18 protein-coding genes and 1 riboswitch are annotated in these 14,638 nt (G+C 64.6%); of the genes, 9 read left to right on the plus strand and 9 right to left on the minus strand.

The genetic code is table 11. The annotated features are described in order from the left end of the window. Positions 1–52 precede the first annotated feature (52 nt). Complete coding sequence (locus tag ABIG06_RS22165) at positions 53–1,030, plus strand: magnesium transporter CorA family protein (RefSeq protein ID WP_124159685.1); 978 nt, start codon at positions 53–55, stop codon at positions 1,028–1,030. A gap of 201 nt (positions 1,031–1,231) precedes the next feature. Then, complete coding sequence (locus ABIG06_RS22170; protein WP_124159684.1) at positions 1,232–1,450, plus strand: hypothetical protein; 219 nt, start codon at positions 1,232–1,234, stop codon at positions 1,448–1,450. A gap of 207 nt (positions 1,451–1,657) precedes the next feature. Here ABIG06_RS22170 and ABIG06_RS22175 read toward each other — a convergent pair whose 3' ends face one another. Both ABIG06_RS22175 and pdxH read right to left on the minus strand, forming a co-directional pair. Further along, positions 1,658–2,410: an SDR family NAD(P)-dependent oxidoreductase gene (locus ABIG06_RS22175; protein ID WP_124159683.1), complete on the minus strand. Its 753-nt coding sequence runs from the start codon at positions 2,408–2,410 to the stop codon at positions 1,658–1,660. 50 nt (positions 2,411–2,460) lie between these two features. Further along, on the minus strand, positions 2,461–3,102 hold the full coding sequence (pdxH, locus tag ABIG06_RS22180) for a pyridoxamine 5'-phosphate oxidase (RefSeq protein ID WP_370138634.1): 642 nt from the start codon (positions 3,100–3,102) through the stop codon (positions 2,461–2,463). Between the two features lie 113 nt (positions 3,103–3,215). On the opposite strand from pdxH, the gene ABIG06_RS22185 reads away from it, so the two are divergent. Beyond that, positions 3,216–3,623 (plus strand): RT0821/Lpp0805 family surface protein, encoded by a 408-nt coding sequence (locus tag ABIG06_RS22185; RefSeq protein WP_370138635.1) that lies wholly within the window; start codon positions 3,216–3,218, stop codon positions 3,621–3,623. 164 nt (positions 3,624–3,787) lie between these two features. After that, positions 3,788–4,753 carry a DnaJ C-terminal domain-containing protein gene (locus ABIG06_RS22190; protein WP_124159680.1) on the plus strand — a complete coding sequence of 322 codons (966 nt, stop codon included), beginning with the start codon at positions 3,788–3,790 and terminating at the stop codon, positions 4,751–4,753. 361 nt (positions 4,754–5,114) lie between these two features. On the opposite strand, the gene ABIG06_RS22195 is transcribed toward ABIG06_RS22190, so the two are convergent. Continuing rightward, positions 5,115–5,885 carry an anti-sigma factor family protein gene (locus ABIG06_RS22195; RefSeq protein WP_370138636.1) on the minus strand — a complete coding sequence of 257 codons (771 nt, stop codon included), beginning with the start codon at positions 5,883–5,885 and terminating at the stop codon, positions 5,115–5,117. A 105-nt stretch (positions 5,886–5,990) separates the two neighbouring features. Then, on the minus strand, positions 5,991–6,479 hold the full coding sequence (locus tag ABIG06_RS22200) for an RNA polymerase sigma factor (protein WP_124159678.1): 489 nt from the start codon (positions 6,477–6,479) through the stop codon (positions 5,991–5,993). A 172-nt stretch (positions 6,480–6,651) separates the two neighbouring features. On the opposite strand from ABIG06_RS22200, the gene fabI reads away from it, so the two are divergent. From fabI to ABIG06_RS22220, 4 genes are all read left to right on the plus strand, one after another. Continuing rightward, entirely contained in the window at positions 6,652–7,467 is an 816-nt protein-coding gene (gene fabI / locus ABIG06_RS22205) for an enoyl-ACP reductase FabI (RefSeq protein ID WP_124159677.1), read from the plus strand. 13 nt (positions 7,468–7,480) lie between these two features. Continuing rightward, a complete protein-coding gene (locus ABIG06_RS22210) occupies positions 7,481–8,080 on the plus strand; it encodes a histidine phosphatase family protein (protein ID WP_124159676.1) in 600 nt (199 codons plus the stop codon). Between the two features lie 141 nt (positions 8,081–8,221). Beyond that, entirely contained in the window at positions 8,222–9,310 is a 1,089-nt protein-coding gene (gene aroC, locus ABIG06_RS22215; protein ID WP_124159675.1) for a chorismate synthase, read from the plus strand. A gap of 62 nt (positions 9,311–9,372) precedes the next feature. Next, on the plus strand, positions 9,373–10,590 hold the full coding sequence (locus tag ABIG06_RS22220; RefSeq protein ID WP_124159674.1) for an adenylate/guanylate cyclase domain-containing protein: 1,218 nt from the start codon (positions 9,373–9,375) through the stop codon (positions 10,588–10,590). Here the strand turns inward: ABIG06_RS22220 and clpS are convergent. Genes clpS through ABIG06_RS22245 form a run of 5 tightly spaced genes read right to left on the minus strand, consistent with a single transcriptional unit; the run spans position 10,568 to position 13,309 of the window. Next, positions 10,568–10,873, minus strand: a complete 306-nt coding sequence (clpS, locus tag ABIG06_RS22225) for an ATP-dependent Clp protease adapter ClpS (RefSeq protein WP_124159673.1) — start codon at positions 10,871–10,873, stop codon at positions 10,568–10,570. The two genes, ABIG06_RS22220 and clpS, sit on opposite strands and share 23 nt — an antisense overlap. Positions 10,874–10,918: 45 nt before the next feature. Next, positions 10,919–11,260: a DUF190 domain-containing protein gene (locus tag ABIG06_RS22230; protein WP_124159672.1), complete on the minus strand. Its 342-nt coding sequence runs from the start codon at positions 11,258–11,260 to the stop codon at positions 10,919–10,921. A 2-nt stretch (positions 11,261–11,262) separates the two neighbouring features. Beyond that, the gene (gene crcB, locus ABIG06_RS22235; RefSeq protein WP_124159671.1) at positions 11,263–11,691 is read right to left on the minus strand and encodes a fluoride efflux transporter CrcB; all 429 of its coding nucleotides are present in this window, start codon (positions 11,689–11,691) and stop codon (positions 11,263–11,265) included. 6 nt (positions 11,692–11,697) lie between these two features. Further along, positions 11,698–12,087, minus strand: coding sequence for a fluoride efflux transporter CrcB (gene crcB, locus ABIG06_RS22240; protein WP_370138637.1), 390 nt, complete (start codon positions 12,085–12,087; stop codon positions 11,698–11,700). A gap of 16 nt (positions 12,088–12,103) precedes the next feature. Continuing rightward, the gene (locus ABIG06_RS22245; RefSeq protein WP_370138638.1) at positions 12,104–13,309 is read right to left on the minus strand and encodes an MFS transporter; all 1,206 of its coding nucleotides are present in this window, start codon (positions 13,307–13,309) and stop codon (positions 12,104–12,106) included. A gap of 122 nt (positions 13,310–13,431) precedes the next feature. Continuing rightward, a riboswitch (Fluoride riboswitch) is annotated at positions 13,432–13,509 on the minus strand. A 255-nt stretch (positions 13,510–13,764) separates the two neighbouring features. Between ABIG06_RS22245 and ABIG06_RS22250 the strand changes: the two genes are divergently transcribed. Then, positions 13,765–14,634: a DUF1194 domain-containing protein gene (locus ABIG06_RS22250; protein WP_124159668.1), complete on the plus strand. Its 870-nt coding sequence runs from the start codon at positions 13,765–13,767 to the stop codon at positions 14,632–14,634. Positions 14,635–14,638 lie beyond the last annotated feature (4 nt).

Here is a 14,638-nt window from a genome sequence, read left to right on the forward strand (position 1 = left end):
CCTGCCAGAATCGCGCTAAGGGCTGGCTGTCGCAGGATCTCTGGAGCTTTTCATGTTTTCGGTGTTTGTTCCCTCGGAGTCCGCCCTCAAGAAGGCTGTCATCGAGGATCTTGCGGCCGTGCCGGAGAACGCGGTCTGGATCGACCTGGTCAATCCGACCGCGGCTGAGGACAAGGCGGTGGAGCGGCTCGCGGGCATCGCGATCCCGACCCGGGAAGACATGCAGGAGATCGAGATCTCCAGCCGCCTCTACATGGAGAACGGCGCGCGTTACATGACTGCGACGCTGATGTGCCACTCCGATACCGACATGCCCAGGACCACGGCGGTGACGTTCATCCTCGGCGACCACCGCCTGGTGACGGTGCGGTACGACCTGCCGAAGCCGTTCGCCCTGGTCGAGGCCAAGCTCTCCCGCTCCTGCACGCCTTCGATCACCGGCGAGATGGTGCTGATGGAGCTGCTGGACGCGGTGATCGACCGCTGCGCGGACATTCTGGAGCGCTGCGGCGCCGAGATCGACCAGGTCAGCCACGACATCTTCGAGCCCGAGAGCGAGCGCCATGGGCAGGCAAAAAGGTACTCCCAGATCCTGATCTCGATCGGCCGCAAAGGCGATTTGACCTCGAAGGTTCGCGAGAGTCTGGTGTCGATCGGTCGCGTCGTGACGTTCCTGTCCGCGGTGGTCGAGGGCGTGAAATGGTCGAAGGACATGCGCGAGCAGCTCAAGACCATGCAGCGCGACGTTGCCTCGCTGACCGACCACGCCTCCTATCTTTCCAACAAGATCACCTTCGTGCTCGACGCCATGCTCGGCGTCGTCAATCTCGAGCAGAACAACATCATCAAGTTGTTCTCGGTGATGGCCGTCGTCCTGATGCCGCCGACGCTGATCGCCTCGGTCTACGGCATGAACTTCAAGGTGATGCCGGAACTCGAATGGGTGCACGGCTATCCGATGGCGCTGGTGATGATGCTGATCGCCGCGGTCGTCCCGTACTGGATCTTCAAATGGAAGAAGTGGCTGTAGGGGTCTCGAGCAAAAATCCCTACCGAGACCTTACGCCGCTCGCAGAGACACGGTGGATCGTGTCGCAGAATAGATCGGGATTGAGGCGGCGCGGTGATGTCCGCGTTGTGCCGCAATTCCTCCGGTAAAATTTGAGCGGTGGGCTGAACGTTTGCGCGAAACTTGTCTGCGATAAGCAGGGCGTAGCCGCGAGGAACAGCCATGGTTGAAAAACACATAACGTCGCCCCGCAACGTCATCGATCTGGCGAACTATCGTCAGGTCGTGGCGAGCGGCAAGGCGCCGTCGATGTCGGCACGCATGTGCCGGCACTGTGGTGCTCCGCTGCTCGATGGTGAGAACGACGACGACTGCTCGACTGCATTCAGCACGGCCGCTCCGCGGCCGCGCGAGAGGTCGCGTCGGATTCGACTCGATTGAGGAACGGAAGGTAAGGGCGATCCAGGCCTTGCGGCGGCGTTGTCTGGATCGCCTGACTTCCGGCCCAAGCTACGGCGAAATCAGCTGATCAATTCATCCGTCATTCCGGGGCGTCCGCAGGACCGAAGCCGGAATTTCGAGATTCTCGTATGCGCAAGGGCGCACCGGAGTTCGGTGCTTCGCATCGCCCCGGAATGACGCTCACCGCTACACGTGCTGGCCGCCGTTGATGTGGATTTCGGCGCCGTTGACGTAAGAGCTGGTGTCCGTGCACAGCACGTAGATGATTTTTGCAACTTCGTCGGGCGTGCCGAGGCGGTGCATCGGGATCTGCTGCTCGACGATCTTCTCGGTGCCTGGCGACAGGATCGAGGTGTCGATCTCGCCCGGGGCGATTGCGTTGACGCGCACGCCGACGCGGCCGAAGTCGGAGGCCATCTCGCGCGTCAGCGAGGCGAGCGCCGCCTTCGAGGTGGCGTAGGCGGCGCCCGCGAAGGGGTGCACGCGCGAGCCCGCGATCGAGGTGACGTTGACGACCGAGCCCCTGGCCGCCTTCAATTCTTCGATCAGCCCGCGTGCGATCATGATCGGCGCGAAGAAGTTGACATGGAAGACATGCGTCCAAGTGTCGAGGTCGGTGTCGACGGAGCCGAGTCTGGAGCCGCCCGGGCCCTTCGGCGAGATCGCGGCGTTGTTGACCAGAGCATGCAGCGTGCCGCCCTCGAGCCGGTTGCGGATTTCGGAGATCGCGCGCGCAGTGTCCTGGGGATTGCCAAGGTCGACCTGGATGTGGTCCTCGGGCCCCGCGTCCCACGGGCAGTCCTCCGGGAAGGGATGCCGCGAGCAGGTGATGACGCGCCATCCCGCCGAGGAAAAGCGGATCACGGTGGCGTGGCCGATGCCGCGGCTTGCTCCGGTCAGGAGCAGCGTACGACGCGGCGCGTTGGACGAATGCGGCATGGACATCTTTCAGGTCGGCCCAAAGCTCGAAGCAAGGTTCAAGATGGGGATCAAGGGTACATCCGCGTCTTGGACCATTTCTGGTCGGCGGCGTCACGGCGAAATTCGATGCGGTCGTGCAGACGGAAGGGTCGGTCGTGCCAGAATTCGATGCGCAGCGGCGTGATGCGCCAGCCGCTCCAGCCCGGCGGACGCGGCACTTCGCCGATGACATATCTGGCTGCGACCTTGGCGATGGCCTGCTCGAAGGCGAAGCGGCTCTCCAGCTCCTGCGACTGCTTGCTCGCCCAGGCACCGATCTGGGCCTGCTTGGGGCGGGTGGCGAAATAGGCGTCGGCCTCCGTGTCGGTCACCGGCGTCACGTTGCCGCGGATGCGGACCTGACGGCGCAGCGACTTCCAGTGAAAGAGTAACGCTGCCTTAGGATTTGCGGCGAGTTCGCGGCCCTTCTGGCTGGCGATGTGGCTGTAGAAGACGAAACCTTCGGTATCGAAGCCCTTCATCAGCACCATGCGGACGTCAGGCAGCCCGTCAGGGTCTACGGTTGCGAGCGCCATGGCATTCGGATCGTTCGGCTCGCTCTTGGTCGCCTCGTTCAGCCAGGCCGCGAACAGCGCAAATGGCTCGTCGGCGGCGGTGAAATCACCGGATGTTAAGGATGTCTGGTGTTTCATCGAGGTCGTGTCGGTCATGTCTGGAGTCCGAGTTGCGTCCCGCGGCCCAAAATTCGTCCTTGTCCGCTACCGCCCTATATAGGGCATGGGAACGCGTTGGCCTATCGGCGATCCGGCCCTCCGGCCTCGTCATGACGATGATTCTGATCGGGCTCGGCGCCGGCGGCTGCAGCTTCTCCCGCAACGACACGAATGCCTACGCCAAGACTGACGACAGCGATCTCACCGGCTCGATCGCGGGGCCGGCGAGAGACGCGGCGCCCACCGAGACCGATCTCGCCTTCGCGCGCAATGCCGCCTCCGACGTCCTCAGCAAGGGCGACAAGGATTCCAGCCAGCACTGGGAGAATCCCGAGACCGGGGCGCGCGGCTCGGTGACGCCGATCGCCCAGTCCTATGCCGCCGAGGACGGACGCAGATGCCGCGACTTCCTGGCGAGCTACGTCAACGGCAGCACCGAAAGCTGGCTCCAGGGCGCCGGCTGCCAAAGCAGCCGTGGCCGTTGGCAGATTCATACGCTAAAGCCGTGGCGAAGCTGAGCATGATCCGGAAAAGTGGGAGCCGGTTTTCCGACAAGATCATGCTCCAAACGTAGAGCTTCAGCGCGCTCCTAGTTGCAAAAATGCCACTCTCTTCCCACATGATCCGCAGGTGGGGCGGGGAGCCCTTTGAACAATTCGATTTCTTGAAGGAGACGTGACGAATGCGCGACCCCTATGAGGTCTTGGGGGTGCCGCGGGGCGCCAGCGCTGCCGCGATCAAGAGCGCCTATCGCAAGCTGGCCAAGAAGCACCATCCGGACAGCAACAAGGGTGATCCGAAGGCTGCCGAGCGCTTCGCCGAGATCAACTCGGCCAACGAGATCCTCGGCGACGAGGACAAGCGCAAGCAGTTTGACCGCGGCGAGATTGATGCCGAGGGCAAGCCGCGCTTCCAGGGTTTTCCTGGCGGCGGGGGGCCGCGCGGCCGCGCGGGTCCCGGCGGGTTCGAAAGCTATACGTTCCGGAGCGGCGGTGCGGGTGGTGGCCCGGGCGGCGGCGCGTTCGAGGATATCCTCAACAGCATGTTCGGCGGCGGGGTGCGCGGTGCCCGGCCTGGAGCCGGCGGCGGCGCCCAGTTCGAATTCGATACCGGCGGCATTGGGCTCGATCTCGATGTGAATGTCGCCATGTCCGTCTCGCTGGAAGAGTCGGCCAAGGGTGGCGAGAAGCGCGTCCGTCTGCCGACGGGCAAGGAGCTCAACGTCAAGATTCCGGCCGGCGTCACCGAGGGCCAGCAGATTCGGCTCCGGGGGCAGGGCGAGAGCGCGCAGGGCCATCCGCCCGGCGATCTCCTGATCACCATCAACATCGCGCCGCACCCGTTCTTCAAGGTCGAGGGCGCCGACCTCAGGATCGACCTGCCGGTGACGCTGTATGAGGCGGTGCTCGGCGGTAAGGTGCGCGTGCCCACCCTGGGCAATGCCGTGGAGCTTTCGGTTCCGAAGAACACCTCCAGCGGCCGGACCTTCCGCCTCAAGGGCAAGGGCTTGTCGAAAGCTGGTGGGACCGGAGATCTCTTCGTCACCATCAGGATTATGCTACCGGACGGGAACGACGCCGAGCTCGAAGCATTGATGGAGAAGTGGCGGGACCACCACCCCTACAATCCGCGGAGCGGGCTCGGCTAGGGCGCTATCCGAGGCCACCTCGACGATCAGAGCATTCTCTTCTCGAAAGGATGATGCTCAACTTGCGCCTGAAGCGCATCGCACGCCGATGCTGACTTCAAGACGTGTCGGCTGTCCGGCGGGCAGCCGAGAATAAGGTGCGGCCTCGAGAGGGGGACCAGCGCGGTACCAAAAGCCCCAATCGAGGCCGCCCGCGTCGATCGGCGGATCGAACGCTGCTCATTTTCGCGTGACCATCCGGTGCGATAATGAGACGCGCCGATGTCTTGATTCCAAATTTTCAATGTCGGAATCGAGGCATGCGTCTCGAAGCACGCCCAAGAAGCACGCCCAAGGCGTGGCTTCGGCCATCGCGCTGCTGTCAGGTGCCGTTTTTCTCTGCCTGGTCGTACACGGCCTGCGCCACCTTGGTCAGCCGCTCGCGATCACCGCCGCCGCTGACGACGTAGCCGACGCCTCGTTCGGCCCAGAACAGCGCTCCGTCCTTGTCCGTTCTGGCGTAGCGCATCTGCGTCGCACCATTGTCGGTCCTGGTAGCGTAGATCGTGTACCGCTCACCCGAAGCGCCCTCATACATCAGGAACGACGCCGGACCGTTCGGCCCGGGCAGAAGCCGGCCGCCGACGAGCTTCAGACCGCTCGCCTCCAGGTTCGGAGCGAACACCGTCCAGCCGCAGCGCCGGGTCAGCCAGGCCTGAAGATGGTCACGCTCGTTGCCGCCGACTTCGACGGGATGGCGGACCTCGACGACATAGAGGCGGTGGGCATCGAGCGCGTCCGCCGTAAGGCTCTGGAACGTGGAGGGCGCATTGGCAGCGCCATGTGCCACCCAGCCGGCCGTGCCGCCGGCGACGAAGGCCACCAACGCCGCCGCGGCGGCGCCATAGAGCCATTGCCGCGGGCGGCGTTCCAGCCGCTCCAGCTCAAGCCGCGCCGGCACCGGCTCCTGTGCGACGGAATCGTAGCGGGCGTGCAGCATCTCGGCCATGGTCCGCCAGGATTGAACCCGCTCGGCATCGTCAGGGCGGGCGGCGAGCCAGGCCTCGACGTCGGCGCGACGTTCGGCCGGCAGCTCGCCGTCGACATAGGCGTGCAGCTCGTCTTCGGTGATTGGAATGTTGCGGTCGTTCATATCGGTCGTCTCTGGCTCTGCGGCCCAAAAAATCGTTTGTGGCTCAACTTCGCTCGCGCCCTCGGCAGGTTGCGGGCGCACGATGTGAGATGCATCACGCTGTCCTCATTTCACCCGCCTGAGCGCCGGGCGCTCACCTTCCAGCGAGGCTTTCACGTGGGCCCTTGCGCGTGCCAGGCGCGACATCACGGTGCCGATCGGCACGCCCTGGATGTCGGCGACCTCGCGATAGCTCATGCCTTCCAGCATCACCAGGAGCAGCACCGAACGCTGTTCCTCGACGAGGGTGGCCAGTGCCCGCTCGATGTCACGTCCTTCGGCCTCTGTCCCGCTGGCATCCGGGTTGTTCTCTGTCAGCGGCATGAATTGCGGCCGCCTTGCCAGTGAGCGTCGCCGGTTCTTGTTGAGGTTGGTCAGGATCGTATAGAGCCAGCTCCTGACATCGCCTCCGAGAAACAGGCGTTCCGAACGCAGCGCGCGCACCAATGTATCCTGCACCAGATCGTCGGCCGCATCGGCATCGCGCGTGAGCCCGCGGGCGTAGCGGCGCAGCGCCGGGATCATGACTTCCACACTCTGCCGAAACGCGTTCATTGTGATCTTGAAGTCCCAACGTTCGGCGCGAGCGCCTATAGCGATCATAACACCCGAGCGGAACGGCTATTCCGGCACTCGAAACAGCGTTAACGCCGCGTATTAGGGCTGTACCGCAGGGGAGGGCTGGTGTACCTCCAGACCTCAACGAGAGTTCGACGGGACGGTCAAAATGGCGCAGAATTCAGGTCTGATGCAAGGCAAGCGCGGGGTGATCCTCGGCGTCGCCAACAACCGCTCGATCGCCTGGGGCATCGCCAAGGCATGCCACGCGGCCGGTGCTGAGCTCGCCTTCACCTATCAGGGCGATGCGCTGAAGAAGCGCGTCGAGCCGCTTGCCGCCGAGATCGGTGGGCTCGTGCTCGGCCATTGCGACGTGACGGATGCCGCGACCATCGACGCCGCCTTTGCCGTGCTGAAGGAGAAGTGGGGCAAGATCGACTTTCTGGTGCACGCGATCGCCTATGGCGAGCAGCTCGACGGCCGCTACGTCGACACCACGCAGGAGAATTTCTCGAAGTCGATGCTGATCTCCTGTTACTCTTTCACGGCCGTGGCGCAGCGCGCCGAGAAGCTGATGACGGATGGCGGCTCGCTGATCACGCTCAGCTATTACGGCGCCGAGAAGTGGATGCCGCACTACAACGTCATGGGCGTGGCGAAGGCGGCGCTGGAGGCCAGCGTGCGCTATCTCGCCGCCGATCTCGGCGAGAAGAACATCCGCGTCAACGCCATCTCGGCAGGTCCGATCAAGACGCTCGCCGCGTCCGGCATCGGCGACTTCCGCTATATACTGAAGTGGAACGAATACAACGCGCCGATGCGGCGCAACGTCTCCACCGAGGACGTCGGCAACAGCGCGCTGTATTTCCTCTCCGACCTCTCGCGCGGCGTCACCGGCGAGGTGCATCATGTCGATTCCGGCTATCACGTGCTCGGCATGAAGCGGCCCGACGCGCCGGACATCTCGCTGGGTGGGAAGGACTAGCCTCGAATCTGGAATGGCCGTGCCCACGATCTACTTCCTGCGCCATGGCGAGACCGAATGGAACGCGCTCGGCCGGCTCCAGGGCACCAAGGACGTCCCGCTGAACGCCCGCGGCCGCGGTCAGGCCGTGCACGCTGCCGGCGTTCTGGCCGATCTGTTCAAGCGTGAGAGCAAGGACAAGGCGGCGCTGCCTTACGTATCGAGCCCGCTCGGCCGCGCGCGCCAAACCATGGAACTCGCGCGCGCCAAGCTCGAATTGCCTCTTTCGGACTATTCGCTCGACGATCGCCTGCGCGAGATCGGCTACGGCACCTGGGAAGGTCTGACGCTTGCCGAGAGCGAGGCTTCCGATCCCGACGTCTATGCGAGGCGTCTCGCCGACAAATGGACGGTCGCGCCCGCAGGTGGCGAGACCTACGCGGCGGTGCAGCTGCGCATGCTGGACTGGTACGAGTCGCTCCTGGTCGACACCGTCGCGGTTGCCCATGGTGGCACCTGCAGGGCACTGATGGTGGCCCTAGGCATCGAGACCCCTGCCAGCGCAGCCGAACTCTTTATCGAGCAGGGCGCCGTCTACATGTTCCGCGACGGGCGGCTGGAGAAGTTTAGCTAGGCCTGAGTTCTTCGTCATTCCGGGTTCGCCCTCCGGGCGCCCCGGAATGACGGGAACGGGGTTGAACGCCATGCCCCTCAGGGCTACGAACGTTGACAAACAACGTTTATGTAAAACGTCAACGCTAGGCGGCAGTTCGGCATGTCCTTCAACACCTTCGGCCACATGTTCCGCGTCACCACCTTCGGCGAGAGCCACGGGGTGGCGATCGGCTGCGTGGTCGACGGCTGTCCGCCCATGATCCCGCTCACCGAGGCCGACATCCAGAAGGACCTCGACCGCCGCCGGCCCGGACAGTCGCGCTTCACCACCCAGCGCCAGGAGGCGGATCAGGTGAAAATCCTGTCCGGCGTGATGGCGCATCCGGAAACCGGCGCGCAGGTGACGACGGGCACGCCGATCGGGCTCCTGATCGAGAACACCGACCAGCGCTCCAAGGACTATTCCGAGATCAAAGACAAGTTTCGTCCGGGCCATGCCGACTTCACGTATGAAGCCAAATACGGCCTGCGCGACTATCGCGGCGGCGGTCGCTCCTCCGCACGCGAGACCGCGATGCGCGTTGCCGCCGGCGCGATCGCGCGAAAAGTCCTGCCCGACGTGAAGGTGCGCGGCGCGCTGGTGCAGATCGGCCCGTACAAGATCGATCGCGGCAAGTGGGACTGGGACGAGGTCGCCAGGAATCCGTTCTTCTGTCCCGACAAGGACAAGGCCGCATTCTTCGAGACCTATCTCGACGGCATCCGCAAGAGCGGATCCTCCATCGGCGCGGTGATCGAGGTCGTCGCCGAAGGCGTGCCGGCGGGGCTAGGCGCGCCGATCTACGCCAAGCTCGACTCCGATCTCGCGGCCGCGATGATGAGCATCAACGCGGTGAAGGGCGTCGAGATCGGTGCCGGCTTTGGCGCGGCAGAGCTCACCGGCGAGGAGAACGCGGACGAGATGCGCACCGGCAATGACGGCACGCGCTTCCTGTCCAACCATGCCGGCGGTGTGCTGGGCGGCATCTCCACCGGACAGCCAGTGGTGGTTCGCTTCGCGGTGAAGCCGACCTCGTCGATCCTGCAGCCGCGTCTCACCGTTGATCGGCAAGGCGCCGAGACCGAGATCTTCACCAAGGGCCGCCATGACCCCTGCGTCGGCATCCGTGCCGTCCCGGTCGGGGAGGCCATGATGGCTTGCGTGCTGGCGGATCACTTCCTGCGCGACCGCGGGCAGGTCGGGCGTTGATGTCGCGGTACTAGCCCACCGCGCAGCTTGACGGGCCATCGACTTCGTCCGCAAATGCGGCCATGAACAGCTCTGAGCTTCAGCACATCTGCAACTGGCTGATCGACGGCGTTTGGGCGGCTCAAGAGCCGGCCGTAGGGATTGCCGATTTCTGCGAACGTCTGGTCGCGGCCGGCCTGCCGCTGTGGCGGTTCGGCATCTTCATCCGTACGCTGCATCCCGAAGTTTTCGGCCGCAACTTCATCTGGCGGCAGGGCGAGGGAGTCGAAATCGGCAGCGTCGATTTCGAGATCCTGGACACGCCCGAATTTGCCCGCAGTCCGCTCCGAGTCGTGTTCGAGCAGGGCATCGAGGTGAGGGGACGCGCAAGCGATCCCGACAGCAAGCGGTTTCCGTTCCTCGACGACATGCGAGCCGAGGGCGCGACCGACTATGTCGCGGTGCCGGTGCCGTTTCTCGACGGCTCCATCCACGCGACGAGCTGGATCACGCAGCAGCCCGGCGGCTTCAGCGACGACGACATCGCGGCGATTCGTTCCCTCGTGACGCCGCTCGCGCGCATCAGCGAGATCATCAGTCTGCGCCGCACCGCCGAGATGCTGCTCGATACCTATGTCGGCAATCGTGCCGGCGCGCGCATCCTCGGCGGCCAGATCCGCCGTGGCCACAACGACACCATGCAGGCCGCGATCTGGCTGTCGGACCTGCGCGGCTTCACCGCGCTGTCGGACCGGCTGCCGCCCGAGACGGTGGTCCAGATCCTCAATCACTATTTCGACTGCCAGGTCACGGCGATCCGAGGCCATGGCGGCGAGGTGCTGAAGTTCATGGGTGACGGCCTGCTCGCGGTGTTCCCGATCGACGAATATGTCGGCGATGCCGCTCATGTCTGCGCGCACGTGCTGGAGGCGGCGCGCGAATCCCGTGCCAGCGTCGAGGCGCTGGCGTTTCCGGTCGGCGAGGCCGTCGAGCGCTTCCGCTTCGGCGTCGCGCTGCATGTCGGCAACATCCTCTACGGCAATATCGGCGGCGGCAACCGGCTCGACTTCACCTGCATCGGCCCGGCCGTCAACCTCGCCGCGCGGCTGGAGAAGATCACGGGCCGCCTGGCGCGCACCGTCGTCGCCTCGGAAGCTTTCGCCAATGTCTGCCAACACGATTGGCAGAATATCGGCGAATTCCCGATTGCGGGATTTTCCAAGGCGCAACGCGTGTACGGGCTCGCCGAAGAAGCGCACGTGCAGGCCGGCCGAACCGCTATTCCTCCGGCTCCGTCGTGAACAGCAGCGGGTAGCCCTTGGCGCGGCCGGCGTCGGTGGCGCGCGTGGCCTTGGTCTCAGCGACGTCCCTGGTGAACACGGCCACCACGCAGGCGCCCAGCTTGTGAGCGGTGATCATCACCTTGTAAGCCTGATCCTCGGTCATGCGGAATTCGGCCTTCAGCACCAGGGTGACGAACTCGCGCGGCGTGTAGTCGTCGTTGATCAGGATGACCTTGTGCAGCTTCGGCCGCTCGACCTTGGTCCTGGTCCGGGTTTTCGGCTTGGTGACAGTGTCGTTCATTCCGCCTCCTGGACACGGCGGGCTTTGGGTTCCCTGCCCGAGTGATCAGCTCGTGGCCTTCGCACCATATTGCAGGACCTGCACCTTCTCCAAGGTGATCAGCCCGCTCGACATCATGCCATCGAGGATGGGCAGGAATGCATTGATGTTGTCCTCGCTGTCGACGATCTCGATCAGCAGCGGCAGGTCTTCCGACAGCCGCAGGATCTTCGAGGTGTGCAGCCGGCTCGACTTGCCGAAGCCCATCGGTCCGCGCAACACCGTGGCGCCGGCCAGGTGTCGCTCGCGCGCCGTCATCACGATCGCTTCATAGAGCGGCTTGCCGTTGAAATGGTCGCTCTCGCCGATGAAGATCCGGAGCGAAACTGCCTGATTGGGGATTTGCATGTTCAGCTCCTTGTCAGCCGATTGTAGCGGCTCGCCATCATATGCCCTGCCCATACCGATACCAGCCAGCAGATGACGGACGCCGCGACATAGGCGAGCGCCGTGTACTTCATGCCGCCGTGGAGCAGGCGGAAGGTCTCCAGGCTGAAGGCCGAGAAGGTGGTGTAGCCGCCGCAAAACCCGGTCATGACGAATTGCCGGTGCTCGGGCAGCGCCAGCACGCGGCCGTCGGGGCCGGTCAGCGTCGCGTAGAAGCCGATGATCAGGGAGCCCGTCGCATTGATGAACAGCGTCGCGACAGGAAAGCCCGGCCCGGTGTCGAGCGCGATTCCGACCAGATAGCGCGTCAGACCGCCGACGATGCTGCCAGCGGCAACCCAGGCGTAGAGCATCGCGCTACGCCAGCGATCGGCGGAGGACGGAGCGTTCATTCGCCTCTACCCTCCAAAGCTGTCGGCGACGAGGAAGCCGCACCTGACGGCAGCGAGGCCCAGCCCGACCGAGAATGCGACATTGCCGAGCGCCGAGAGCGGCTCGCCGCTCCGCGCGAGTGTCAGCGTTTGCAGGCTGAACGAGGACACGGTGGTATAGCAGCCGAGAAACCCGGTCACCGCGAACAGCCAGGGATTGGGTGAGGCGAAGACAGAGCCCGGATGGGTCGCCAGCGCGCCCAAAACGCCGATGAGGAAGGCGCCCGAGACGTTGATGGTCATGGTGCCCCACGGAAACGTCTCGCCCAGCCGCCGCGCGATCGCGCCGGAGACAAAATAGCGCGCGCAGCCGCCCAGGGCACTGCCGATCACGATCGCAAGCACTCCGCTCAGCACGATCAACCGCCTCCCATCATCGGTTGTCCTTCGCCGCCAGCCCGTTGCCGACCGTGAGCAATCCCACGAGCGACACCAGCGCGAAGCCAAGCCCTGCGAGGAACGTGCCTTCAGGACCAAATGCGTCCCAAAGCGCGCCGGCGATCACGCTCGCGGCCAGCAAGGCAAGCCCGGTGAACAGGTTGAAATAGCCGAATGCGGTGCCGCGCAGGCTCGGGGGGGCTGCGTCGGCGACGAGGGCCGAGAGCAGTCCTTGCGTCAATCCCATATGCAGCCCCCACAGCGCGACCCCGAGCGCGAGGCCAGCCAGATTCGGCAGCATCGCCAGCGCGAGGTCGGCGCTGGCGAGGAAGACCAGACCGAGTGCGAGCAGGCCGGTCCTGTTGATCCGGTCCGACAGCACGCCGGCCGGATAGGCCGACAGGGCATAGACGATGTTCATCAGCACCAGCACCGCCGGCACCCACATCGCGTTGAGTCCGATGTTCTGTGCGCGCAGGATCAGGAAGGCCTCACTGAAGCGCGCGAGCGTGAAGACGATGCCGACCGCGACGACGCGCCAGTACACCGTTCCGAGTTGTCGCATCGCGGCCAGATTGAGCGGATTCTTCGCAGGCTCCCGGCTCGGGTCCGGCTGTGGCTCGTTCACGGCGAAGGCGATCAGTCCAAACGACAAGAACGCCGGCAGCACCGCCACCCAGAACACGATCGTAAAATTGTCCGCCGTCCACCACATCAGGCCGATCGCCGCGAGCGGCCCGACGAAGGCGCCGATGGTGTCGAGCGACTGCCGCAGGCCAAAGCTCGCGCCGCGCAGGCCGACCGGGGCGATATCGGCAATCAGCGCATCGCGCGGCGCACCGCGAATGCCCTTGCCGACGCGGTCGATGAAGCGCGCGGCCACCAGCCATCCGACGCTGGGCGCGAGCGGAAACAGCGGCTTGGTGAAGGCGGCCAACCCATAGCCGAGCGCGGCGAGCAGCTTGCGGCGGCCGAGCCAGTCCGACAGCGCGCCGGAGAAGATCTTGGTGATCGAGGCGGTGGCCTCCGCAATGCCCTCGATGAAACCGACGGTGAGCGTGGAGGCGCCGAGCACGGTGACGAGATAGATCGGCAGCAGCGCATGGATCATCTCGGAAGAGATGTCCATCAGCATCGAAACGAATCCGAGCACCCAGATTCCTCTGGGCAGCGGCGTGCGCGCAGTATTCGGTGTCGGCATCGTCACGTCTTCGTCTTCTCCTGGCGCTTGCCGGCGAGCCTTCGTCACAAGGCAACAAAAAACCCGCCATCGGCGGGTATGTCCATGCTCCCGCCAAAGGCAGAGGCCTTGAGATTGCCTCTCCTCGAGCAGGAGTCATCAGCCCACCACGGTCATCGACCGCCGGGCGGTTCTCGGGGGACTCCATCCCCATCTGTTCGACCAACCTAGCATGGAAATCGGGCCGGACAAGTGGGCGGGGCGCTCTGTCCCGCGCCTCGTTGTTTTCGGTTCTCGCATCGCGCGCCCCAGGCTGCGCGGGATCGGCCGTGTTTCTGCGGCGCGGCCGCGGCAACACGGCGGCGGTTTCGCGCCGGCACGCAAATGCCTAACTCGAATGTGAAGCGCAAGCGATCTTCGGCCTTTGCGGCAAGGCAATTGCATGTCACCATCGCGTCATACGACGGGAGACCGCGATGCGTTTGCTGTTCTCGATCGGGGCTGTGCTGGTGGCCGGCATGTTTGCCGGAGGGGACGTCGCGGGCATCGCGGCACCAGGACCCAAATTCGAAGCGCCGAAGAGTCGATCGCAATCGCAGCGGCTTGCCGCCGACAAGGACGCGCAGACGGTCGATGTCGAGCTGATCCTCGCGGTCGACGTGTCCTACTCCATGGACATTGACGAACTCGCGGTCCAGCGCGAGGGCTATGCGCAGGCGATCCAGTCGAAGGAGTTTCTGCAGGCGCTGAAGTTGGGCCCCAATGGCCGGATCGCGGTGACCTATTTCGAGTGGGCTGCCTCCAGCGACCAGAAGATCATCATCCCCTGGCGCCTGGTCGACGGACCGGAGACGGCGGACGCGGTCGCCGCCGAGATCATGAAAACGCCGATCCGGCGCGCCTCGCGGACCTCGATCTCCGGTGCAATCGCGTTCGCGATGCCGCTGTTCGACGAGGATCCCTATCGGGGCTTGCGCCGCGTCATCGACATTTCCGGCGACGGTCCCAACAACAATGGCGGTCCGGTCACGATCGCGCGCGATGCCGCCCTGGAGAAGGGCATCGTCATCAATGGCCTGCCGATCATGGTCAAGGAGCCGTCCTACTCGACCATGGATATCGACAATCTCGATTTATACTATGAGGACTGCGTCATCGGAGGTCCCGGCTCCTTCGTCATCACGATCAAGGACCGCGACAAGTTCAAGGAAGCGATCCGCACCAAGCTGCTGATGGAAGTCGCCGGCCGCACGCCGGAGCGCTTCGTGATGCGCGTTGCCGACAAGGAACCGCGCGTCAACTGCCTGATTGGCGAGAAGATCTGGTCCGACCGCTGGGGACGTTAACGCC

It is taken from the genome of Bradyrhizobium sp. USDA 326, assembly GCF_049739485.1.
GTDB lineage: Bacteria > Pseudomonadota > Alphaproteobacteria > Rhizobiales > Xanthobacteraceae > Bradyrhizobium.

Coding starts and splice junctions, on each gene's coding strand:
- ABIG06_RS22170 (WP_124159684.1), top strand. CDS start 1,232: ATGGTTGAAAAACACATAACGTCGCCCCGCAACGTCATCGATCTGGCG.
- ABIG06_RS22210 (WP_124159676.1), top strand. CDS start 7,481: ATGGCCGTGCCCACGATCTACTTCCTGCGCCATGGCGAGACCGAATGG.
- ABIG06_RS22175 (WP_124159683.1), bottom strand. CDS start 2,410: ATGCCGCATTCGTCCAACGCGCCGCGTCGTACGCTGCTCCTGACCGGA.
- ABIG06_RS22220 (WP_124159674.1), top strand. CDS start 9,373: ATGAACAGCTCTGAGCTTCAGCACATCTGCAACTGGCTGATCGACGGC.
- ABIG06_RS22250 (WP_124159668.1), top strand. CDS start 13,765: ATGCGTTTGCTGTTCTCGATCGGGGCTGTGCTGGTGGCCGGCATGTTT.
- ABIG06_RS22195 (WP_370138636.1), bottom strand. CDS start 5,885: ATGAACGACCGCAACATTCCAATCACCGAAGACGAGCTGCACGCCTAT.
- ABIG06_RS22165 (WP_124159685.1), top strand. CDS start 53: ATGTTTTCGGTGTTTGTTCCCTCGGAGTCCGCCCTCAAGAAGGCTGTC.
- ABIG06_RS22245 (WP_370138638.1), bottom strand. CDS start 13,309: ATGCCGACACCGAATACTGCGCGCACGCCGCTGCCCAGAGGAATCTGG.
- ABIG06_RS22190 (WP_124159680.1), top strand. CDS start 3,788: ATGCGCGACCCCTATGAGGTCTTGGGGGTGCCGCGGGGCGCCAGCGCT.
- fabI (WP_124159677.1), top strand. CDS start 6,652: ATGGCGCAGAATTCAGGTCTGATGCAAGGCAAGCGCGGGGTGATCCTC.
- ABIG06_RS22230 (WP_124159672.1), bottom strand. CDS start 11,260: ATGCAAATCCCCAATCAGGCAGTTTCGCTCCGGATCTTCATCGGCGAG.
- pdxH (WP_370138634.1), bottom strand. CDS start 3,102: ATGACCGACACGACCTCGATGAAACACCAGACATCCTTAACATCCGGT.
- ABIG06_RS22200 (WP_124159678.1), bottom strand. CDS start 6,479: ATGAACGCGTTTCGGCAGAGTGTGGAAGTCATGATCCCGGCGCTGCGC.
- clpS (WP_124159673.1), bottom strand. CDS start 10,873: ATGAACGACACTGTCACCAAGCCGAAAACCCGGACCAGGACCAAGGTC.
- crcB (WP_124159671.1), bottom strand. CDS start 11,691: ATGAACGCTCCGTCCTCCGCCGATCGCTGGCGTAGCGCGATGCTCTAC.
- ABIG06_RS22185 (WP_370138635.1), top strand. CDS start 3,216: ATGACGATGATTCTGATCGGGCTCGGCGCCGGCGGCTGCAGCTTCTCC.
- aroC (WP_124159675.1), top strand. CDS start 8,222: ATGTCCTTCAACACCTTCGGCCACATGTTCCGCGTCACCACCTTCGGC.